Source organism: Paenibacillus medicaginis (assembly GCF_042138635.1).
Taxonomy (GTDB): Bacteria; Bacillota; Bacilli; order Paenibacillales; family Paenibacillaceae; genus Paenibacillus; species Paenibacillus medicaginis.
Genome location: NZ_JBHIRY010000040.1, coordinates 19,735 through 40,625, shown reverse-complemented (window position 1 = coordinate 40,625; position 20,891 = coordinate 19,735). Strand labels below are relative to the sequence as shown.

Annotated in this window: 16 protein-coding genes; 4 read left to right on the top strand and 12 right to left on the bottom strand. The window is 50.0% G+C overall.

Features of this window, described 5'->3' with window-relative positions; genetic code table 11:
* Window positions 1-241 precede the first annotated feature (241 nt).
* The 4 genes from ACE5LO_RS24975 to ACE5LO_RS24960 all read right to left on the bottom strand — a co-directional run bounded on the left by ACE5LO_RS24975 (window position 242) and on the right by ACE5LO_RS24960 (window position 3,907).
* The gene (locus ACE5LO_RS24975; RefSeq protein WP_375522640.1) at window positions 242-475 is read right to left on the bottom strand and encodes a hypothetical protein; all 234 of its coding nucleotides are present in this window, start codon (window positions 473-475) and stop codon (window positions 242-244) included.
* A 274-nt stretch (window positions 476-749) separates the two neighbouring features.
* The gene (locus ACE5LO_RS24970) at window positions 750-1,094 is read right to left on the bottom strand and encodes a hypothetical protein (protein ID WP_375356899.1); all 345 of its coding nucleotides are present in this window, start codon (window positions 1,092-1,094) and stop codon (window positions 750-752) included.
* 17 nt (window positions 1,095-1,111) lie between these two features.
* Window positions 1,112-1,531, bottom strand: a complete 420-nt coding sequence (locus tag ACE5LO_RS24965; RefSeq protein WP_375356898.1) for a hypothetical protein — start codon at window positions 1,529-1,531, stop codon at window positions 1,112-1,114.
* 144 nt (window positions 1,532-1,675) lie between these two features.
* On the bottom strand, window positions 1,676-3,907 hold the full coding sequence (locus ACE5LO_RS24960; RefSeq protein WP_375522639.1) for a stalk domain-containing protein: 2,232 nt from the start codon (window positions 3,905-3,907) through the stop codon (window positions 1,676-1,678).
* A 377-nt stretch (window positions 3,908-4,284) separates the two neighbouring features.
* On the opposite strand from ACE5LO_RS24960, the gene sstT reads away from it, so the two are divergent.
* Window positions 4,285-5,514: a serine/threonine transporter SstT gene (gene sstT / locus ACE5LO_RS24955; protein ID WP_375522638.1), complete on the top strand. Its 1,230-nt coding sequence runs from the start codon at window positions 4,285-4,287 to the stop codon at window positions 5,512-5,514.
* Between the two features lie 105 nt (window positions 5,515-5,619).
* Here the strand turns inward: sstT and ACE5LO_RS24950 are convergent, their stop codons facing one another.
* Window positions 5,620-6,492, bottom strand: a complete 873-nt coding sequence (locus tag ACE5LO_RS24950; protein ID WP_375522641.1) for a PhzF family protein — start codon at window positions 6,490-6,492, stop codon at window positions 5,620-5,622.
* A 124-nt stretch (window positions 6,493-6,616) separates the two neighbouring features.
* Between ACE5LO_RS24950 and ACE5LO_RS24945 the strand changes: the two genes are divergently transcribed.
* The gene (locus ACE5LO_RS24945; RefSeq protein ID WP_375522637.1) at window positions 6,617-7,984 is read left to right on the top strand and encodes a hypothetical protein; all 1,368 of its coding nucleotides are present in this window, start codon (window positions 6,617-6,619) and stop codon (window positions 7,982-7,984) included.
* Between the two features lie 157 nt (window positions 7,985-8,141).
* Here the strand turns inward: ACE5LO_RS24945 and ACE5LO_RS24940 are convergent, their stop codons facing one another.
* From ACE5LO_RS24940 to ACE5LO_RS24920, 5 genes are all read right to left on the bottom strand, one after another.
* Window positions 8,142-8,861, bottom strand: a complete 720-nt coding sequence (locus ACE5LO_RS24940) for a stalk domain-containing protein (protein WP_375522636.1) — start codon at window positions 8,859-8,861, stop codon at window positions 8,142-8,144.
* 29 nt (window positions 8,862-8,890) lie between these two features.
* A complete protein-coding gene (locus tag ACE5LO_RS24935; RefSeq protein ID WP_375522635.1) occupies window positions 8,891-10,108 on the bottom strand; it encodes a WD40 repeat domain-containing protein in 1,218 nt (405 codons plus the stop codon).
* Between the two features lie 249 nt (window positions 10,109-10,357).
* The gene (locus tag ACE5LO_RS24930; RefSeq protein ID WP_375522634.1) at window positions 10,358-11,896 is read right to left on the bottom strand and encodes a sensor histidine kinase; all 1,539 of its coding nucleotides are present in this window, start codon (window positions 11,894-11,896) and stop codon (window positions 10,358-10,360) included.
* On the bottom strand, window positions 11,893-12,576 hold the full coding sequence (locus tag ACE5LO_RS24925; protein ID WP_375522633.1) for a response regulator transcription factor: 684 nt from the start codon (window positions 12,574-12,576) through the stop codon (window positions 11,893-11,895). The genes ACE5LO_RS24930 and ACE5LO_RS24925 overlap by 4 nt, the downstream gene beginning before the upstream one ends.
* 326 nt (window positions 12,577-12,902) lie before the next feature.
* On the bottom strand, window positions 12,903-13,274 hold the full coding sequence (locus tag ACE5LO_RS24920) for a DUF1304 domain-containing protein (RefSeq protein ID WP_375522632.1): 372 nt from the start codon (window positions 13,272-13,274) through the stop codon (window positions 12,903-12,905).
* A 173-nt stretch (window positions 13,275-13,447) separates the two neighbouring features.
* Here ACE5LO_RS24920 and ACE5LO_RS24915 point away from each other — a divergent pair, with 173 nt between their 5' ends.
* Together ACE5LO_RS24915 and ACE5LO_RS24910 are read left to right on the top strand one after the other, a co-directional pair.
* Window positions 13,448-13,942 carry an RNA polymerase sigma factor gene (locus tag ACE5LO_RS24915; RefSeq protein ID WP_375522631.1) on the top strand — a complete coding sequence of 165 codons (495 nt, stop codon included), beginning with the start codon at window positions 13,448-13,450 and terminating at the stop codon, window positions 13,940-13,942.
* Window positions 13,939-14,925 carry a hypothetical protein gene (locus ACE5LO_RS24910; protein ID WP_375522630.1) on the top strand — a complete coding sequence of 329 codons (987 nt, stop codon included), beginning with the start codon at window positions 13,939-13,941 and terminating at the stop codon, window positions 14,923-14,925. Before ACE5LO_RS24915 ends, ACE5LO_RS24910 begins: the two co-directional genes overlap by 4 nt.
* A 277-nt stretch (window positions 14,926-15,202) precedes the next feature.
* On the opposite strand, the gene ACE5LO_RS24905 is transcribed toward ACE5LO_RS24910, so the two are convergent.
* Both ACE5LO_RS24905 and ACE5LO_RS24900 read right to left on the bottom strand, forming a co-directional pair.
* Complete coding sequence (locus ACE5LO_RS24905; RefSeq protein ID WP_375522629.1) at window positions 15,203-16,663, bottom strand: TIGR02679 domain-containing protein; 1,461 nt, start codon at window positions 16,661-16,663, stop codon at window positions 15,203-15,205.
* Window positions 16,660-20,877, bottom strand: coding sequence for a TIGR02680 family protein (locus ACE5LO_RS24900; protein ID WP_375522628.1), 4,218 nt, complete (start codon window positions 20,875-20,877; stop codon window positions 16,660-16,662). Before ACE5LO_RS24900 ends, ACE5LO_RS24905 begins: the two co-directional genes overlap by 4 nt.
* Between the last annotated feature and the right edge of the window lie 14 nt (window positions 20,878-20,891).

Genomic DNA, 20,891 nt, shown 5'->3' with positions numbered 1-20,891 from the left:
GTAGGTATGGATGGTCTTGATGAGCATCTCCTTATGTTCATGCGGGACATCGATTTGGATTTTTGCTGTAATGGTGGATATCGGATTCACCTCTTTTCACTACATTCAATATAGCACACCATGTTAAATTCTCATGACGAAAGGAGGAAGCATGGACCTCTCGGCTTTCGAGCTACCAGTGGTAGCCCTTATGCCGAGCACAATTCCTCACACGACTAAAGTCGCGTGTGTCCATGCGCGGTTATGAATTCCATTCTCCACGTGCTTGGTTAACTTCCTCAAGAATCTCCATACCTCGTTCTGGTGACAAGCTCCCTGCTGCCTCAAGAAGATCATCGACAGAATAATCTTCCTCTTGGGCTACTACAGTTTGCTTATCTAGATCAATGAGCACACGAGCAAAATTTATATTATGTTTCTGAAGTAAAGATTTAATAGCGTTGGCTGTTTGACGGTCAATTTTTTGTGGGAGCATTCATGTATCCCTCCGATATTTTAATACTAAACCCATTATAACACGCACAAATTCTTTTCAAGAACACTGTAAAGAAAGCACTCATTGACTTAAGCCATCATTTTCTTAGCAGAAGAGCAGCTGGCTCCGCAAGGAAGGGGCCACTAGGATATTCGAACGGTGAATTTCATGGATCTATAAAATGCTTTTCCACATGAATGCTGGGTGTTATCTAGCTGTAGATGAACGGAAAAAGCCGGGAACCATTAAACGCATGATTCACGGCTTTTTTTGTTTACCAGCTTGTACGCGGCTTTTGGATCGAATCTGTCTCCCTGTCGATATCTGTCATCATATCTTTGATGCGGTCCAGAGCTTGTTGAAACTGCTTCTGGTGAGCATCAAGACGATGAGCAATCGCTCTGATTTGTTCTTGAGTAGGCGGGTTGGGAGCATGCGAGAGTTCAATTAACTCTTTCTCAATGGCATCAATGCCGATCAGACCCGATCCCAGCATTTCGATGCCAAATTTGGCTTTATCCGCGATGTGATCAATCTTGGAAGCTGTTTCTTTCGCCTGATTGTTTCCCCATCCGGATATATAATTGGGCTGTCCTACAGGCGGTGTATAGTCACTCATGAAGACAGGCCTCCTTATTATTTCTGATATTTGTCGGTGATTTCGTCGATTTTATTGGTCAGCTTGTCAATTTCATCAGTCAAGCTGTCGATTTCGTTGGTTAATTTGTCGACATCCTTAATATTCTTCTGAACCTCATCAATGTTTCCGCTTGCAGCAATCACTTTGGACATGACTTCCTGTGCGATAGATGTTACAAGAACTTGCACATGATCTGGTGCATTTTGTCCAACTTGCGCAACCAGTCGATCGATAAGAGGCTTGATTTGAGACAATGTAGTCGCTGCATTCGTTAACTCACGACCACAAGAATTCAGCTCAGAATCAATTTTATCGGACACACGGTCAATTTTGGACTGAGTAATCTGGTCAATCTCTCTTACAACTTTGTCGATATCGTTCGACATTTCACGTACTGCGCCTTTACCTACTAACATTGTCTCTTCCCCCATTGATTACAAATTCTAGGACCACGCTTTGATTATAAGGGAGAACCTTACACTCTTCAATGACAACCAGCAAAATATTCCTTTTTCTTTTGAGCTTGAAATAAGCCATATTGATGTAGGCAGTACAAAAGCTTACTTTTTGATCTGCAACACGGAAGCATCCTCAATATCGTACAGCTTGCCCTTGCCGGCATCAACAAGCCGAGTCATTTGTTTGTAGGCAGCTCCGCTTGTTGGAGCGATGGCATCAAGAGCAACATTTTCCTTTTTCAGTTCATCTGTAATCTGCTCAATGGAATAGCTGCTTTTTCCTCGGGAGGTGCCTTTGTCGTGAACAGGGGCATCTGTTACAAAAATAATTCTTTTGGCATTCTTGTTGCCCGACAGCTTGTCCACCGCCATATGAATGGCTTCCAGGCCGGATTCTGCCGTATCCCCGCCGCCGGAATCCTTCAGTGCCGCCAGGTTAGCCCTCAGCACATTTTTGTCACCCGTGAACTCAAAAAACTGCAGATCTTTATGAGAAGAAGTCACATGATTAATATCCCGGTAAGCAACGATGGCAAAATTGGAGCCAGACGGCACTGAAGCGGCAAAGCTTTTCACCGTTTCTTTTACATAATCCAGCGCCTCTCCCATACTGCCTGTTACATCAATGACAAACACAATATCGGAGGAGCTGTTAATGCTTTGTGATATGTTCTCGAAAATAGGTGAGGAACCGGACGAATCCGTTTCTTCTGCCCGCTCGCTTTCCTCTGTTGTAGGAATGGAAGGTTCATTTTGGAAAATAATCACCGAGCTATAAGCATTGTTCCACTCTACCATTCCGCCAAACGCCTCGCCAATGAATCGAATTGGCACCATCGTTACACCATTGATCAGTTGTGGTGCTGCACTTAATTTAATAGCCTTGCCGTTTACGTATGCGACCTTGGAGCCAATCGTTAGTTTAAGGGTGGTCCCGCCTTTGGTTGCCGTGATCGTTTTGGTGGCACCGTCCCACTTGACCTTTGCACCAAGCGCTTCAAAAAGAGCCCGGAACGGAACAAGCACACTTCCCTTTACTTTAACAGGCGGCTGCACATAAGCTTGTCTCTGCCCTTCAATAAGCACTTGAATCAGTGAGGATTCGTTGTTGATGGGCACAAATTGCGGAATGGATGCCGCCAGGCCGCCTGACTGGTTGATCGTTTTCAAATAAAAGTAATATCCGCCTGAAGGCAGTCCAAGCTGTTTCATGGAATAGGTTGTAGATGAGCTTGTGTTGATTCGGATTCGTTTCACTACATTGCCTTTTGCATTCTTGATGATCAGATAGGAAATGTAGGTCGGCCGGAACGCCGAAGCTTTAATACTGACGGTAAACGTAAAATTCGACTTGAGCGTAATACGGCCCGGGTATTTCTCACCAACAGGCACGTTAAATTCTACTTCTTCCTCATGCTCAGGAGATTCAGATTCAGCAGGTGCAGTATCCTCCGTTGTTTCATCGGGAGATGTCTGAGGATCGTCTTGTTCGTCAACAAATGTATCCGTTTCCTCTACTTCAACGTCAGATGCCGGAGTATCCTCTGTTTCATCCGTAGACCCTTGATTTTCTCCTTCACCGGTATTCCCTGTTTGATCGACAGGCTCTTGGGGGCCTCCCGTTTCTTCTGTGGGCGTTGGAATTTCTTCTACTTCCCCTGCAGGCGTTTGCGTACTGATAATAGAGCTAACAGGGAAGTAAAAGTAAATTTTCGAGCCAGGTACCAGGGCATCGTATTTTTCCGATATCGTTATGGTGCCCGTTTTGTGATTAAAAGTAAAACTGGATGCAGGAACTTTTGTAAAACTACCTATCTCTAAAACGACATTTTCACTCGAATTCAAAACATGGTTTGTCGCTAAATGAAAGACTCGTGTTGAACCCTCCCACTTACCAAGGAAAATTCCGATATGTTCTACGTTTGAGAGAGATGTTTTCCATTCAAAATTTGGAAAAATCAAGTATGTAAAATAAAGCTCCGCTCCGGAGTAGGGTGCTTCATCCAGCGTTATGGTGTAGTTGGTATAGTCAACTTTAAACTTCGTTGGATCAACTTCGGTTCCGTTGTTATACAAACGAAGCTTGTTTTCGGGCGTAATTCTATTGTTCGTCTCGAATTTAAAGACACGCGACTGTCCATCGCCATCCGGAAGGACATAGATCATGAAGTCGCCTTCCATCATTTCATGTGTATCGGGGAATTCCAGATAATCCTTCATTTTTTTCGTGACTAATGTAGCCACTTCAGCTTTTGCAATTCCTGCGGGAAGCTCCAGACTGCCCACCAAGAAAATCGCAAGAATGAACCAAATCAGCATTTTCCTGTACTTCATAACCTCTTCACTCCGTTTTCATTTGATAAGTCTATGATCTGCAGTTCATTCCTGAATGTGGAAATCACAGCCGACAACCTACTTTACCACAAAAAACAATACTTTTATACTAAAAAATTCCGTTATAGAGGTATATAGACCTATTTAATCGATCTTTCACATATAAGTCTTTCGTATCTAATCCCTTTCCAATTGTATTACAATTCAAAAAAACGGTTACCGGGTCGTGCAAAATTTAACACAGGGAAATTCCGAGAATTTATGAAATTATACACAATCGATATTTTTCATGGTAAACTAACATCTAACTAACTTGCCTTGTTACGAAATGGCGCTGGGCCAAGTTTTATTTCATAATTTTGTATCGGAGGGAAATCATGAAATCATTGCTGCTCAAGTGGAACCAAGTGAGCTTGGTCAAACGAATACTAGTGGGGATTATAGTGGGGATCATTCTGGCTTTAAGCGTTCCTCAGGCAACAGGCATCAGCATTTTTGGTTCTCTGTTTGTATCCGCCTTAAAGGCGGTTGCGCCCCTGCTGGTTCTGCTCATCGTCATGTCCGCCATCTCGCATCACAAAAAAGGCCAGCAAACGAATATGAAATCGATCCTTGTCCTTTATGGTTTGAGCACATTTCTGGCGGGACTGATCGCCGTAATTGCAAGCTTTATATTCCCAGTAACCTTATCGCTCGTCAAGGGTTCTGAAGACCTGACTCCACCTGACGGAATTGTAGAAGTGCTTAAAGCTTTGCTGTTTAATGTGGTGGATAATCCGGTAAATGCCCTGATGACTGGCAATTATATCGGTATTCTGGCTTGGGCGGTCGTGCTTGGTGTTGTGTTAAGAAATGCCCATGACAGCACAAAAACCTTGCTTGTTAACTTTTCAGACGCTGTATCCCACATCGTCAAGTGGGTCATCCATTTTGCACCGCTGGGTATCATGGGGCTTGTTTTTGATTCCATTACAACCAACGGGCTGTCCTCCTTGCTCGATTACGGCAAATTGCTGCTTATACTCATTGGATGTATGCTGTTTATAGCGCTTGTAGTTAATCCGCTTATCGTCTACCTGACTATTCGCAGAAATCCTTATCCGCTTGTGTTCAGTTGCCTGAAAGAAAGCGGGATTACCGCCTTTTTCACACGAAGTTCAGCAGCAAACATTCCTATCAACATGAAATTATGCGAAAAGCTGAAGCTGGACCCGGACACGTATGCAGTATCCATTCCATTGGGGGCTACGATCAATATGGCAGGCGCGGCAGTGACGATTTCTGTCTTAACGCTCGCAACGGTGCATACGCTGGGTATTGAAGTAGATTTTGGCACGGCGCTCATTCTTTCCGTAGTATCCGCTATATCTGCGGCTGGCGCTTCAGGTGTGGCTGGCGGTTCACTTTTACTCATTCCGCTGGCATGCAGCCTGTTCGGTATCCCGAACGAGATTGCGATCCAGGTGGTTGGCGTAGGATTCATCATCGGGGTCCTGCAGGACTCTTTTGAAACAGCGCTGAATTCCTCCTCCGACGTCCTGTTTACTGCAACCGCCGAATACGCGAAGAAGCGTAAAGAAGGCAAGCAATATGCGGTGGAGGCATAATACAGCCGAATAGACACTTTGATACAGCAGCCGTTTCCTGGCTTTTCGGCGGGAAACGGCTGCTTATTTTTTCTCCAGCTCGCGACTTCTAGTATAGTTCATCTCTTAGATCTTTACTTCTCGAACCTGTATGTTAGAGGCCGTGCCTCCGACTTCTATCTTCATTATGTTCCCTGCTTCGTTCACCGACAGATTTGCCCGAATTTCTGAAGGGGAATTCATCGTATAGCCCTGTTCAAAAATGAGCTGAGCAGCTTGAGCCGATGTAATTTTTCCGTGTTTATATAAGTAGCAGGTTAGCGCTCCATTAGAGGTCCCCGTGGCACTCTCTTCTGGAATATCATACAAAGGAGCAAAGTTTCTGCAGCGGGCAATGGCATCAGTTGGCGTATCCAAAGTGAATAGATGATAACCGATGACATTATATTTTTTGCTGATGTCTTTAATTTGATCAAAATCAGGGTAAATTTGTTCCAGAACATCCATGCTCCGGACAGGAATCAAAATATCCCGCAAGCCTGTAGAAACAATTTGGATGGGCAAATCAGAAAACAATTCATTTGGACTAATCCGTAAGGAATCGGCAACGGTTTGCCGATCGAGTTCCTCATAAAATTGCGGCAGAGCCTGGGCAAGAAACACGCTGCCATCTTCTTTTACAGCCACCTCTAATATTCCGGCTTTTGTCTCCAAAGTATACGTTCCGGTGCTGATCCATTTTCGGGACATCATCAGATAAAAGGTTGCAATCGTAGCATGTCCACACAAATCAACTTCATCGTTAGGAGTAAAGTAGCGGACTTTAAAATCAGCATACTGCGACTTTTCCACGAAAGCCGTCTCCGAAAAGCCAACGATACGCGCCACCTGCTGCATCTCTTCTGTAGACATCGAATCGGCGTTCAGAACAATCCCGGCCGGATTCCCACCCTGTTCTCCTTTTGCAAAAGCGTTTAATGTATAGACTTGAACATTCACTTGAATCCCCCATCTCATACCTAATATGTTTCTTCGTTGCATTCTCTTTTCAATTATGGGTTTAGTCAGGCAGAAGTCTAGTATACTATTAACAATATAAAATTGTTTTGGAGCGTGAATGTCAATGTCGAAAAATCACGAAATAGAAGACCTATTGCAATCTTTGTCCCAAGAAGAGCTGATTCATATCATCGCCCAGGTCGCAGAGCAGGATAAAGTGTTTAGAAACGGACTGCTGGTGAAATACACCAAAGGTAACCATTCGAAGCAGCTTAAATCATGCCAAAAGTTAATTGACTCTATTGTGAAAAAGTATACCGGACGCGAGGGCCTCATTCCTTATAGAGAAACTCACAATTTTACAACGGAACTACTCGCCGTGTTGCAGGATGCCGACAAAACAGCGGATGCCCTATTGGAACTGGAAATCGCCCTGCTGGTGCTGGAGGAAGGTATTGAGGCATTCCAGTATGCGGATGATTCGAACGGCAATATCGGCATGCTGGTGGGCGTAACATTGGAGCAAATCGGCGTGATCGCCAATAACATGGACGAGCAGGATGCTTCTGTCCATGAGCACATTTTTAACCGACTTCTCCATATGAGTGAGAACCGTGTTTTCGATGGATGGGATGATTTCCGGATTGAACTGCTCAGTATTTGTGCGGGAATCGCGGATACGAAGCAGCTCAGAGAAACACTCAGGGTGACGATTGAGAAGCAAATCGCCTCCAATGCCAATCAAGACTTCGGACAATCTACAATGGAAGCGCTGCTCAAAATTCTGTTCCAGCTTATTCAGGAATACGGCTCCATAGAGGAAGCGGAAAGCTTTGTGCAGAAGCATCTTCATTTCACTTTTTTCAGAGCATGGGCTATTGAGGAAAACATAGAGCACGGAAATTACCAACGTGCTCTCGAATTGGCTGAAGAAGGAGAACGGCAGGATCATAAGCTTCCCGGTCGGGTCACCAAGTGGAAGGGTGCCAAATATGCAGCCTACAAAAAGCTTTCTTCAAGGAATGAACAGGAAAAACTGGCAAAAGAACTTTTGTTGGATGGGGATTACGCTTATTATCATGAGCTGGAGTCCCTGTTCGAGGGGGACAAGGAAGATCTTTACCGGAGCATCCTTCCAGAATTGAAAGAGACGGACAAGTGGAGAACCAGAGATGTCTATCTTAGACTGATTTCGGAGAAAAATGATCTGGCAGAAATGCTGGCTTATGTAAAGGCGAATCCTTACGTAATCGAAGAGTACGCTTCACGACTATCAGCGGAGTATTGTGAGGAAGTTGAACAGATTTACAGCAATCAAATCTATAAAGATGCCGCAGCAGCTGCCAACCGAAAGCAGTACCGGAGCACATGCAGCATGCTTAAACGTTATAAAAAAATCTTTGGCCAAGAAAATCAGGCAGCGATCATTGCGCAGTTAAAGACCCAATATAATAGACGTCCCGCATTTCTGGATGAGTTGGAAATGCTTTAATAAACGAACAGGAGCCGAAGAAGGACCCACAGGTTCAGACCACCAAACGTGACCAAATTTCGTCATAAAGCCGGAAGTCTGCTGGAGCTTGCATATGCTCCGGCAGACTTTCCGATTCTGCTCTCTTATTCCCGTCTTTATATTTTGGATACGTGTACTATTTCAGCTTGGCCACGGTTACGGCCACTTGTTCGAGCTGTGTCTGGTTCAATGTATGGTCCGGCGAGCTCAGGGTAACAAAACGATCATCCAGCGCAAAGCTTAACATTGGCGTTTTATCCGGCGTATACCATTTGGCTTTAACCCCGTTCGACAGCTTGACCGTCTTGCCATCATACAGGTAGGCATAGTCACGCGGCGATACGTTTACCGTCATATGCTTAAAGAGCAGATTTACTCCATCCTCTGAGGCACCAACCTTATTGAAGGCATCTCCTTTGACCATTTGTGCCGGAGCATAAGGTGTTTCAAAGGATTCAAATTTCGCATATGCCTTGGTGATCCCCTTCAACTGAGCTTGAGTAAAATTCACCGCAGCCAGGCCCACATTGGCGCCATTGTCTCCGTCGTTATCTCCGCCTTTCCCACCGCCAATCTGCACCTGTTGCTTGCTGGCGTCATAGCTGATCGGCACATCAAGTACGTCGCCAATCGCCCGCACCGGCAAATATGTCGTACCATTATAGGTGATTGGTGTTAACGGGGTGCCTTGCCGGTCCGCCAGGGAATAAGCTTCCCCATTTACCTGAATGCCGATCTGGTGATTGAGATAAGCGGTGATTTTTTGCAATTGCGTGCCTGCATACACTCCGGCTGCGCCTGTTAACGTCATGCCAGCTACGGCGAGGGTGATAATCGATTTTTTCATATTGTTCATGGGATTCGTTCCTCTCTGTTCAAATGCGTTTATTTAAAATCAATAACGTGCGTGACGAGCAGCGATTTCGGGTCATCCAGCGTGAACCCCAGCCGGTTGCCGGATGGACTCCAGCTGAACGGGTACACGGGATGAGGCATCGGATCACCGGCGGCATAATACTGCGCGAGCGGTAATACTCGGCCTGAGCGGGTGTCGAAAATATACACCCCGTTCATGCCCGTTTTATCCTCTGTATAGACGTCAAACGCCAGCTTCGCGGAATCCGGGGACCACGAGATATAGGAAATCAGGTCACCCTTGCCGATCAGCGAGCCTTGAAGGCTCCCGGCGGCATCGTAAATCAGCAGCTTGCTTCCTTTAAACTCGCCGGATTGCGTGACCGTGGACACTGCGATATATTGGCTGTCAGGCGAAATTTCGAAGCTCCAGACATCCTGAATCAGGCTGACCGGCTTCGCTTGCCCTGGTTCGAACACCTTCAGCACATGCTGATCGTCGGTATAATAAATCCGGCCATGGCTGGCTCCAAACTGCCCGAACATCTCGGCATCCGGGTCATCTAGCGTTACAGCCGTCACCTTCCCGTCCGCAGCCGAGATTTGGCGAATTTCCCCGCGCCCGCTCATGGAGCCTGCGGCCAGAATATACGTGTCCGCATTCAGCCAACCGCCCCGCTCCAGGTAATTGTCGCCCTTGATCTGAATCGTCTGGCCTGTTTGGAGATTTTTCACGAAATTGTCCGCGATATATTTGTCCTTCCATTTCTGAATGAAGCTGTAGCTGCCGTCCGGTGAAATGGTTTCTTTGACGAGCATATATCCTTTCACCTGCTGCCCTCCCTCCCCGGTATTTTTCCTGCTCTGGCCGGTGTTGATATTCACGATGGAAGACGTGTACTCATATTTAGGCTCCTCCGTCGCGGTTCCCGCCTTCACCAGCTTGGTCGTTTCAATGCTGACCTCGTCCTCCGACAGCCAGGATTGAATGCTTGCAGCCTCAATCCGGTGCGTGCGGGCGACTGTGAGCTCCCGGTCAACCTGCTGTTCCGGCGTCTTGACGACAGTCAGCTTCCGTTCACCGCCCGGAGCAGGATCCGGGCTCTGATCTGTCTGCGTTCCGGTTCGGCTGACATCAGGGTTGACCACTGTAAGCCGGTCGCCGGACGATTGGCAGGCCGTCAGGGCCAGTGACAATAGCACGGCCGCAAAGAGCTTGATGCCGTACATTCCAGCATTTTGTTTCATTAATATAGGCACCTCCAGCGCCGCCACAGGGGCACAGTCTCAAGCGGCCTGCTTCATTGACTTCGTCTGCTTCAGCATCCCCTGTTGACCTTAGTATAGAAAAGGAATATCCCGAAAACATATCCGACTTGTAACGTTCTTGTAACATTCACGTCTTCAATGTAAAAAGCCCCACAACGTGGGGGCTTGCACCGGAGCCCATTCAGAACCATTGCGGGGAACCCGGAAACTTGTAAATTCAATCAGACCTTATTCCAAGTCTGGACCATTTCTGGCGGAAATAATCTCCAGGCGTTCCGGCTGCCGCAGGGGGAGAGTAATGACAAACACCGAACCCTCCGGCCCGGAGCCTGCAAGCTCGACCGTTCCGCCCTGCTTCTCCGCCAGACCCTTCACGAGCGGCAGACCGAGTCCCGTGCCACCATGGGCTCTGGAGCGGTCGCTGCTGACGGTATAAAAAGGATCAAAGATTTGGGCCCTCGCCTCCTCCGGAATCCCGATGCCGGTATCCCGGAACGTGATGTTCATCCAGCCTTGTCCACCCCGATCCTGAATTGCCTCATTAGATAACAGCACCTTCCCGCCCGGCTTGTTATATTTAATCGCATTATCCAGCAGATTCAGCACTATGTGCATGAGGTTATCCGGATCGGCCCACACGGAGCCTTGCTTCAGCGTCGTGACGAGCTCAATCCCATACCTCTCCGCCTTCGCCTGCAGGCGGGCCGCCGCCTCCTGAAGCAGCGGCAGCAGGCTGACGGATATCGCATGCGTCTCGAACTCGTATACGTCCATGGAGGAAAGCTTCAACGCCTTCTCCACGAGCCCGTACAGCCGCTCCGCCTCCTTGCCGATTTGCTTGCCCGCTTCATCCAGGAGCACGGGGTCATCCCGGTACATGTCCAGCAGGTCAGCATAGGCGAGAATGGAGGTTAGCGGCGTTTTGAGCTCATGGCTGATATTGCCGATAAACTGTTTCTGCTGCTGTTCCAGCTCCTGCAGGCGGACAACGGCCTCCAGCAGCTTGCTTTTTTCTTCCGTCAACTGGGTAAGAGACGAGGAGATTCTCCCGCTCATCTCATAAATGCCCTGCGCCAGCTCGCCCAGCTCATCAGCCCGGCGCACAATGGGTTCGGACAGATACTGCCCTTCTCCGATGCGCTGGGCAGCCTGGTTCAGCCTGCCAATGACATGGGCCTGCCGCCATACATAGAGGAAGCCGAGCAGGAAACCCGCCGCCAGCACCAAAACACCGGTAACCCAAAACAAGCGCTGTATCCGTGCGTAAAAAGCATGCTGCTCAGCCAGCGAAACGTGAAGCTGAATCGTGCCCACCTGCCGATCATCGGCATTGTAAAGTGGCGCCAAATACAGCATCCGGTCCCCTTCCGTAATATAGGCCGATTGCCCTTGTGCCGTATGGGCGAGCGCGTCCTTCACGCCCGCCTTCGGCTGAAACGGCAGCGAGGTGCCGGCAAGCGTGCCGTCCGGCTTATACAGCGTGACAGGCAGACCACTTTGCGCACCAAGATCGACGGCAAGCCGCTGGCCGCTTCGCTCCATAAAATCGTCCGGGGAAAGCGAACCGCTCGTCATCGCCTCCTGGCGAATCCTTAAATTGGCAGCCTCTGCCTCCCGCGCCAGCGTTTGCTCCAGCCGGTCGCGCTGATCGTCCCGGATGCCGGCAAGCACGAGGAAGCTGAGCACCATGATCACGGCCGCCAGCAGTAGAGCCAGCATTACGGCGGCCTTCCACTTGAGGCCCAACCGCCAGGGCCGCCGTCTCATGGCTGCGACTCCGTGCTTTTATAACCGATGCCGTACACGGTTTGAATCACGTTTTGCCATTTGCCCAGCTTCTTGCGCAGCCGCTGGACATGGATATCCACTGTTCGCGTTCCGCCGGCAAAGTCCATGTCCCACACCTGTTCAAGCAGCGACTCCCGCGAGAAGACCCGTTCCGGGCTCCGCGCGAGCAGTGCCAGCAAATCAAACTCCTTGGGCGTCAGCTCGATCACGGATCCTTCCGCGTGAACCGTACGGTTTGGCAGATTGATCGACAAACCGGCAAGCTGAACCAACTCCTGCGCCTCCACGGACGTGTGCGGTCTGCGGCGAGACAAGGCTTTGACCCGGGCAATGATCTCCCGCATATCAAACGGCTTGATCATGTAATCGTCCGCCCCGAGCTCCAGGCCCAGCACTTTGTCAACGATATCGTTCTTGACCGTCAACAGCAAAATTGCTGGCCTCTGCGGCCGCCCTTCCAGCTTGCGGCACACGTCGTAACCGCTCAAACGCGGCATCATCACATCAAGCACCATGACCTCTGGCTTGAACGTTTCGACATGGTCCAGCGCTTCCTGCCCGTCCGCCGCTGTCTCTACAATATAACCCTCCCGCCGCAGCGCATAAGCCACCGCGCCGGAAATGCTTGCTTCATCATCCACTACAAGTACCTTTGTCATGCAAAGACTCCTTTGCTCATATGGGAAATCTCAATAACCAAGCCTAAAATTAGATGTTGAGCTATTTTCTGTTTTCTATTTTGCTATCCCTTGAAATGAAAAGCAACTGTTACTCCCGCGATGGGAGTCCAGATGTCCTTTGCTGCTGCTTGCAAAAAAAGGAGGCTGTCCCAAGTCGTCTTCAATGACTTTGGGGACAGCCCGTTTTTGTTTTATGTACAGCTTGCCATTTGTACTATCAACAAGCTTATTCATTTGTTGGCTGACTAACCCGTTTGCTGGTGCGATGGCATCAAGAATGACATTATTCTTTTTCAGTTCAACGGTCATTGCAGAACATGAATAAGTACAAATACAAACGCTATACATGCCGGAAGGCCTTGCGTAATCAGGATGGATCTCTTCGCCGTCACACTGCCGTAAATGGCAGCAACGAGAACACAAAGCAGAAAGAATATCTGAATTTGGATACCGAACCCACCATTGGGATGTACGAGTCCCCATAGCAGCCCAACGGCCAAAAAACCGTTGTACAGCCCCTGGTTTGCTGCGAGGGCTTTTGTCTCCTCCGCAAACTGGCGGCTCGTTCCAAACACCTTCCTTGCTCTCGGTTTCGTCCACAAGAACATCTCCAAAATCAGGATATAAATATGTTCAATGGCAACAATCGCTACAAATATAGAACTAATCCACGCCAATGGACTCCCACTTCCTCTACTTTAAAGGTGTTTGCAACATAATCGTAATACTATAATAACCACTTCCTGAAAAATTACCACCCCGTCCATTAAATATGCTTATTTATAGCTTAACAAAATGTGACCGATTGCCGTCCATAACTGTGTTATCGGTAAAGGAGGCAGAAACAACCATGCAGCGATCCATGACCCGGCCGGGAAATCATGTGATGAAGAGCTATGAAACTTACGCCAGCATGCTGTTCCGGATTGCCATGGTTCATCTGGGCAGCCGCGAGGATGCGAAAGAAGCCATTCAAGATACCTTCATCAAACTAATGGAAAAAGCACCTGAGTTCAAGGATGCCGAGCATCAAAAAGCCTGGTTGATCCGGGTGATCACCAATCATTGCAAAACTATGCTGGGCAGGGGCTGGCGCAAGCGGGAGATCAAACTGGAAGGAGCTGAGCCGGTTACGGCTGACGCTTCCGAGGATTGGGAACTGCTTCAGCTTGTGATGGCACTGCCCGTAAAGTATAAGACGGTCATTCATCTGTATTATTACGAGGACTATCGGGTTCAAGAGATCAGCAATATCTTGCGCATCAGCGAGTCTGCGGTGAAGATGAGACTCCAACGGGGACGACAGCTGTTAAAACTGAATCTGGAAGGAGCAGAACCGCAATGAATGAAGAGCAATTCCGGACCAAATATAAGAAAGCGGTGGATACGATGACAACAAATGAAGCGATGAAAAAACGAATGGAAAACAGGCTGCAGGAGCTGCAGCAAGGGCAAGAACGGAAGCATCCGCGCAAAACGGTCTATATCGCTGCCAGTATCGTACTCGCTGCCGGTATCGGTGTGACGGCGTCCAGCTTCTGGAAGCAAGGGAGCGCTCCGACATCGCCGGGCACCGAGGTGGCCAAGGTGACTCCGAATACACCTGCCGCAAGCTCACCCGACAGTGTCGTCATTCCCAAGCTGGAGCTGCCGGATAAGAGCTCCGGTGTCAAAACGAGTATGGTCCCCCTGGTCGTCTATCAAGGCAATATTTATACCCAGGCGGCAACCCGCATTGACGCAGCCGATGCCACCGCACTGCGCGGTGACAAGCTCGGACGGACAACAGGCGGCATTGATGAACTGAGTGGAAATGACAAGTACACCGAGCTGGCCTCCAACATCGGCGAAACGGACATCTATGCCGTAAAAGGATATGATTCGAGCTTCCGCATCATGTCCTACACCGAGATCGACGGCCAAGTCTATGCCGAGCTGTTCGAGCATACCAATGGCATCACTGTGAGCAGCGGAGCCGATCTGCTTGGCAAGCTGCATCTGGAAGGCCGGATCGCCTCGGCCGAGTGGGAAAGCTTCGAGAGCTGGAACAACGGCCTGAAGCAGTATGCACCACTGGCTAATGACGAGTCGCTCGCTGGTTTCTTGGCAGCCCTTCAGGATGCCAAACCGTTGGCGGCTGACCCATTGATCGATCAAGGAATCTACGATGACGAGAACCGCAAAATCATCTACCTGAAGCTTGAGGACCATACGCGAGTAGAACTGACGCTGTTCGGCCAGGGGCTGGTGCGCTATGGCAATGACCCGGTTTTTTTCGAGGTCGAGTCCGGTGCGTTTCAGGCGCTTTGGAAGAGTATGAATCTGTGACGGGCTGGTAGCGCTGATCGAAAAGTCCGAATAAAAATAGCCGTAGACGTCAATCTACGGCCGAGCTATCATAAAGTTGGGAATGGCTATTCCAAGCCATACAGGCCGTCCATCTGTTCCATCCGTATAAGATCAGATTTGGGCGGCCCCAGATACCTCGTCTTAACCCGGCAATAATAACAGGAACAATGTACCTTTCCTTTAGCAAACAACCCTTCATACTTCGAATTCAGCTTCTTTCAACTTGGCAAAAATTTTGTTTTCATGCTGCAAGATTTCATCTGGCTTCAACATCATCGCTCCAATCCCGAATTAATTCATTGATGAATTCTTCCTGGAACAACTTCCGTCCCGTATCGGCCATCCAAAAACAAAGCTCTTTGTCCCAAGCTGGCTGCATCTTTATTAATGCTGCACGTTCCTCATTTGTGAACATAACGCCTTCTTGATTAATTTTACAGTTGCATTTCTTATAGCTTTCCCCGTTAAAATGCCATGGTGCAAAAAACGCCGCATATCTGGCAGCCAGTACATTTCCCATCTGGACCCCCTTGATATCGAAGTCACCGGAATAATAGATTGTCCCTTGCCAATCTTCTTCAACATATCGGTCAAGCAGACGTAGTGCAGCGGCGCTTGCCGGACCGCTAGTGCATAACAGGAGAGGACCTTGCCCGCAATCAGATGCCGTTGCCCCGCTCCCTGCCACCTCCGTTTCCGTTAAATCAACCAAAGTTGAGAATACCGCCGGATTTTCCACAACATAGATGTCGTTTACGGGCCTCAACTGTTTAGCCACATCCACCTGTCTTAAAGTCATCACCTGCGGCCCCGCAGCTCCCCGATCCCATGGATAATACACATGAACCAAAGACGAAATATCATCATCCAATATACCGGCTTTACGGTACATATCCCTTATCGACAAGCTATCGATGCCGAACAGAATTTCAGAACCACTTTCTTCTTCCGTTTCTTGTTCAACATGTGCCCGACTCCCTTTTCCTGCAAAAAGCAATGCCTGAACTAAAAGTCGTCCTGCCGGCATATTCCGATCCAATGCATGCGGATTACCAGCAACCTGTGCAGCCAACACCGGCAGGCGAACCGCACTGTTGACACTCACTTGAAGCTGCTGATCGTCACGCTGCAGCGAAAGCAGCAAGCTCCACGCCCGCACGGTAATCAATAACTCCCGTTCAGCGGCCTCTGCCTGAGTCCGCCACATATCACGCAAGGTCCTGTAACCTTCAGCCGTCCCATTCTGCAACCCGGTCAGCCACTCCTTCAGCACCACAGGAAGCTGCCCACCTTGCCGCTCATGCTGCTGTTCCATATTATAGAACAGCAGCAGCCAATCTTGCTCGGCAAGCAGCTTGCGATCAGAATTCGTTAACAAAGGAGTACCGACCAGCACGGTGTGAAGCTCAGGAATGCTGAACGGAAAAGGCGAGCTCATCAGTTCCTGTTCAAACTCCTGTAACGGAACACGAATGTCCGTCCCCGGCTGCTTAAACCATCCCATAAATGAATTGATCACGTCACATTCCTCACTGGTGGCATTACGAATGACCGCATGCCCCGCTGCTTTCTCCAAACTTGCATACCGTTTCCAGATCGCTTCCAGCATCATCGAAAAACCTGGCCGCGAAAAATAAACTCTGGCTCTATCCGCCTGCTCAAGCCTGTTGTCGGAGCTGCTGTCATCATGGAACTGCCCCATTTGCTCACTGCTCATGGCTCTTGACGATCCTCCACATATTCTTTCCGTTTACCGTTCCAGCGGTAACGGAACAAGGTCACAAAATCCACATCCTTGGGCCGGTAAATCTCATAAATGGCCAGCCGCGGAACCGTATCATAGCATCCCCACAGCACTTGAGAGGTCATCATGTAATCAAAGCCCATATCCGTCAGCAGCTTAAACATGTCTCTCATGTTTTCCTCATCCACACCGGCAAAGGCTTCATCAAGGGAAATCAGACGTGGCGCATCCTGCCGTGCATCAGAGTATCGGGACCATGTAGCCGCAAACAGCGGGATATACATGGCCATCGCTTTTTCACCACCGCTTAATACGTTAAAACGCGCATCTGTCAACGGACGATAACCCGCTTGCATGCCTTTCTTGTATTTCAATTCAAATTGGAACCAATTCCGGTAATCCAGCGCCCGGTACAGGTGCTCACGCAGAGACTCCTGCTCCTCCTGGGCTGATTGCTTGGCTCCCGCCACTTTTACACGAAAATGCTGAATCATCGCTTCAATCTGATCCTCGCGCAGCCGGTGCGAATCCCTTTTCAACAATTCAACCAGATCGTGCACATCCAACTGCTGCTCTCCCGCCGCAGGCTTTGGCTGCCACTCCAGCTTCAACTGCAGCCCGCTGGAGGTATCACGTTCCTCCATAAGCCTGTTCATTTCCCGTACCCACTGTTCGGCACGATGAATTCTTTGCCGGATGGCTTTGCCTACACTTCGCAAAATAATTTCCTCATACAACTCTCGATCCCGCTTTGTCAGCAACGCGCTCTGCTCTTCTTCCTGCTCTGCCAGCTCGTTAATCAGCACCTGCGGCTGCAAAGGCTGGTAAGGATTGCGCATGGACAGCACCAAAATTCGTCCCGTATCCTCATCCAGCTCGGTCTGCAGCACATACTCGGTAAGCAGCATTCTTGCGGTGGTGAACTGCTCCAGCAGCCGGTTCGTAATATTCTCGCTATTGCGGCCCGCAAACAAAGATTCATACCTGCGGCGAATATCCTTGGCTATGCCCTGGACTTTAGCCGCATCCGCCTGTTCCGGCAGCGCATGAGCCTCATCGCTCCATTCCGCTACCAGTCCCCGGCGCAGCTCCTTCATCAACTGATCCAACACAATCTGCAGCTTGCTTCGCAATTGCTCAGCCTGCTCATTCAGCAAAACAAGCTGCGCTTCAGCACGGGAAGCCTTATCCTTCGCTTCATCCAGCCGTTTTTCCTGTTCCTTCAAACGCTGCTGCAGCACATTATACTCGTTCCGCAGCTCCTCCAATTGCCGCGCAATATCCGCCAGACCCAGCTCTTCAATAAGGCGCCGCAGCATTTCTGTCTTGGCCCGCTCGTCTCTTCTCCGTTCATCCAGCTCATCCGTCAACGCTTCTTCGTCTTCCAGCTCCATCTCTACCGATTCGAGTTCTCCCTGCAGCCGATTCCAGGCTATATTAGCGTCCCTGTAGCGGCGCCATGCAGAATAGATCTCTGATATCACGGCTTCATAGTCCCTGACGATGTTTACTGCATCCGCCAGTTCTTTCTCCCTCTTCAGCCTCGACCAGCCTGCGGTCAAATCAACAAGCTCGCGCTGCAGCATGCGCCACTCCTCCGACTTGGCCTTGTATCGCTCAAGCGCCCGTTCCTCCTGTGATAGCGCAGCCTTCAAGCGATACTCGGTCTCCTGCAGTTCCCGCAGCCTGCCCGCAAGCGCCTGCCCGTTCGGATAGCAGTCTCTTTCAGCCGCCAGCAGCCCTTCGGCTTCCCGCAGCCTTGCAAGCTGCTGTTCCACCGCTGCCAGTTCAACATCAACCGCCGCAATAGCCTCCGTCAATCTCGTTATCTCCAGCAGGCGGGTACGCTTGCGTGTTTCCTTGCCGATGAACTCGGCACGTGGCTTGACACTCGTCTTGCCAGCAAGCGGTCCCAGACGATATGAGCCGTCTGCCGCCACAACGCTGCTCCAATCCTGTTCACCTAGCAGTCCCCCGTCTTCGTCCCACAGAAAACTTTTCAGTACAGCTTCAACCGTTTCCGTTTCTAGACCACTGTCTTCTGCCAGATTCGCAGTCAGTATATCGGCAAGTGTATAACCAAACTCAAGCGGATTAGGCAAGAGCCATGTCTCTTCCTCATCGCTGCCGCATTGCCCCAAGCGCCCGTCCGGTGAAATCCAGGCATCCAGCAAGCCGGCCCGTTCGAGCGCTTGCTCCACTTTTGCACGTGTTATATCATCCACGTCGGAACGGAAGTCACACACCGCATAAAGGGGAGCGCCGGCTTGTGCTTGCCCGCTCCGGTATTTAGCCCTCGCTTCACTCCGGGCAGGCTCGGGCTCGCGGCTTTGCTCCCAGCCCTGTTTCTCCTCTTGCAATTGCTCCCGCTGTGCAAGCAGCGTATCCCGCTGCTTTTCCACTCCGAGCCGCTTTTCCACGATAGAGTCGCGTCCTGCTGCATAACGCTGCAGTAATGGCGCACGCATCGCCTCCATTGAAGTGTTCTCCGTGCCGTATTCCCGGATCGCCACAAACGACTCCCGCACCGCCTCATCATCATATTGAAGCTGTGACAAGCCATCCCGCCAGGCCAAAATCTCATCCTTCAATTGTTCCTTTGCCTCATCCAGTCGTTTCTCACAGTCCCCGCGTTCACGCTCTGCTTCATCCCGGACCCGGCTGGCTTCACCCAGCTCCAATTCCCGCTCTTTGGCCATCACGCCTGCTTCCCGTTCCTGGACAGCTTTGGCCAAGGCCGCCTCCAGCCGTCCCCGGTGCAACCGGATATCGCCGCGCCAGGCCTCGCGCCACCGCTCGTCCTCCGGTACCCCCTGTGACCAGTAGCGGTGATATACCGTATGTTCCATGAACTCCATATCGCCTGCCATCGCTTCCAGGTCATTCAACATGTCCTGCTGCTCTTGCTCAGCGGTGTCTCTCTTGTAAGCGGTATCCTCGCCCTCCCGCTCCAGCCTCTCTTTTTTCATGCGGGCTTTTAAAGCTTTATCTTTTGATCGCTCCAACTGTTTTTCCGTATCCTCAAGCGCTTTGGCGGCTGCTTCATATTCCTTCTGCTTGCCGATCGCCTCATGTGTCCCCAGCACCTCACGCTCAACCGTGATTTCCTGCAGCCTGTTCTGCACATTGCCCCGTTCCTGTTCCGCAAGTGCTTTCTCCTGCTCCGCCTGCTCCAGAGCCGAAGCAGACGCCTTCACCCTCGCTGCCGTCTCTTCATAAGTAGCGTACGCATCCAGCATGTCCTCCGACTTCCCGAACAGTACGTGCTTATTATAAAGATCGTATCTTTCCTGCAGCTTCACCAGCTCGCCATGATGCCGCCGAATCTCGTCCAGCCGGTCGGTCATCTGGTCCATATCCTCCAGCACTTCCGACAACGGTCTCAGCTCATCCTCCATCAGCGGCGGCAGCGCCTGGTGCAGAATATCGTATATCGCGGTCGGTTTAAAATCCTTGGACAGCTTCGGACTGCGCAGTTGAATCATTAATTGCAGCAAATCCTGAAACGCCTCAACATCCGCAAAACCGAAGATCTGTTTGTTCACCAGATCCTGATAAGATTTCTGATCCAACACAACCTGTCCGCCGGAAGAAATTTTCGCCTCCAGCTCTTTGCGGTCAAGCGGCAGACGTACACCCTCCTCCAGCCATTGATGACGGTCATACAGCCAGAAATCCCGGCCAACCCGCCGTCCGTCCTCAAGCACAAAACCCCAAAACTGCACCTGCGCCGCATTTCTGCGCGCTCTCAGACCGATCCCGATCGTTTTGTAAGCACCGGTGGCACTATGCTGAAATTCCATCCATAAGTACCCTGTCGAATCGGTTTTGCCTTTGCCGTTGTCATCCTCACCCAGCAAATAATATTCAATCCGGCGGTCACGGGAGCCAAACGGATCAAGCCTGTGCGCACGTTTGTCGCCATCCAGCACAAGCGGCAGAAAGCTTTGCATCGTCACCGATTTCCCGGAGCCGTTGGACCCGCGCAGAATAAGGCGGCCGTCCTCCAACTGAAACTCTTCCTCATCGTAATACCAGAAATTCAGAATACCTACACGGTTCATTTTCCAGCGGTTCGTCTCATGGCCCCGGTTCTCCCGCTTCGCTCCGTCCGCCATTTGTATACCTGTAGCCACACTGCTTGTTGGTTCCCCATTCTCCGGGCGGCTTGTCACCGACTCCTGCATTTGGTTCCCTCCCT

Bases quoted from the DNA above. Each gene is read 5' to 3' on its own strand.
- ACE5LO_RS24975 (WP_375522640.1), bottom strand. From the start codon at position 475: ATGCTCCCACAAAAAATTGACCGTCAAACAGCCAACGCTATTAAATCT.
- ACE5LO_RS24970 (WP_375356899.1), bottom strand. From the start codon at position 1,094: ATGAGTGACTATACACCGCCTGTAGGACAGCCCAATTATATATCCGGA.
- ACE5LO_RS24965 (WP_375356898.1), bottom strand. From the start codon at position 1,531: ATGTTAGTAGGTAAAGGCGCAGTACGTGAAATGTCGAACGATATCGAC.
- ACE5LO_RS24960 (WP_375522639.1), bottom strand. From the start codon at position 3,907: ATGAAGTACAGGAAAATGCTGATTTGGTTCATTCTTGCGATTTTCTTG.
- sstT (WP_375522638.1), top strand. From the start codon at position 4,285: ATGAAATCATTGCTGCTCAAGTGGAACCAAGTGAGCTTGGTCAAACGA.
- ACE5LO_RS24945 (WP_375522637.1), top strand. From the start codon at position 6,617: ATGTCGAAAAATCACGAAATAGAAGACCTATTGCAATCTTTGTCCCAA.
- ACE5LO_RS24940 (WP_375522636.1), bottom strand. From the start codon at position 8,861: ATGAACAATATGAAAAAATCGATTATCACCCTCGCCGTAGCTGGCATG.
- ACE5LO_RS24935 (WP_375522635.1), bottom strand. From the start codon at position 10,108: ATGAAACAAAATGCTGGAATGTACGGCATCAAGCTCTTTGCGGCCGTG.
- ACE5LO_RS24930 (WP_375522634.1), bottom strand. From the start codon at position 11,896: ATGAGACGGCGGCCCTGGCGGTTGGGCCTCAAGTGGAAGGCCGCCGTA.
- ACE5LO_RS24925 (WP_375522633.1), bottom strand. From the start codon at position 12,576: ATGACAAAGGTACTTGTAGTGGATGATGAAGCAAGCATTTCCGGCGCG.
- ACE5LO_RS24915 (WP_375522631.1), top strand. From the start codon at position 13,448: ATGCAGCGATCCATGACCCGGCCGGGAAATCATGTGATGAAGAGCTAT.
- ACE5LO_RS24910 (WP_375522630.1), top strand. From the start codon at position 13,939: ATGAATGAAGAGCAATTCCGGACCAAATATAAGAAAGCGGTGGATACG.
- ACE5LO_RS24905 (WP_375522629.1), bottom strand. From the start codon at position 16,663: ATGAGCAGTGAGCAAATGGGGCAGTTCCATGATGACAGCAGCTCCGAC.
- ACE5LO_RS24900 (WP_375522628.1), bottom strand. From the start codon at position 20,877: ATGCAGGAGTCGGTGACAAGCCGCCCGGAGAATGGGGAACCAACAAGC.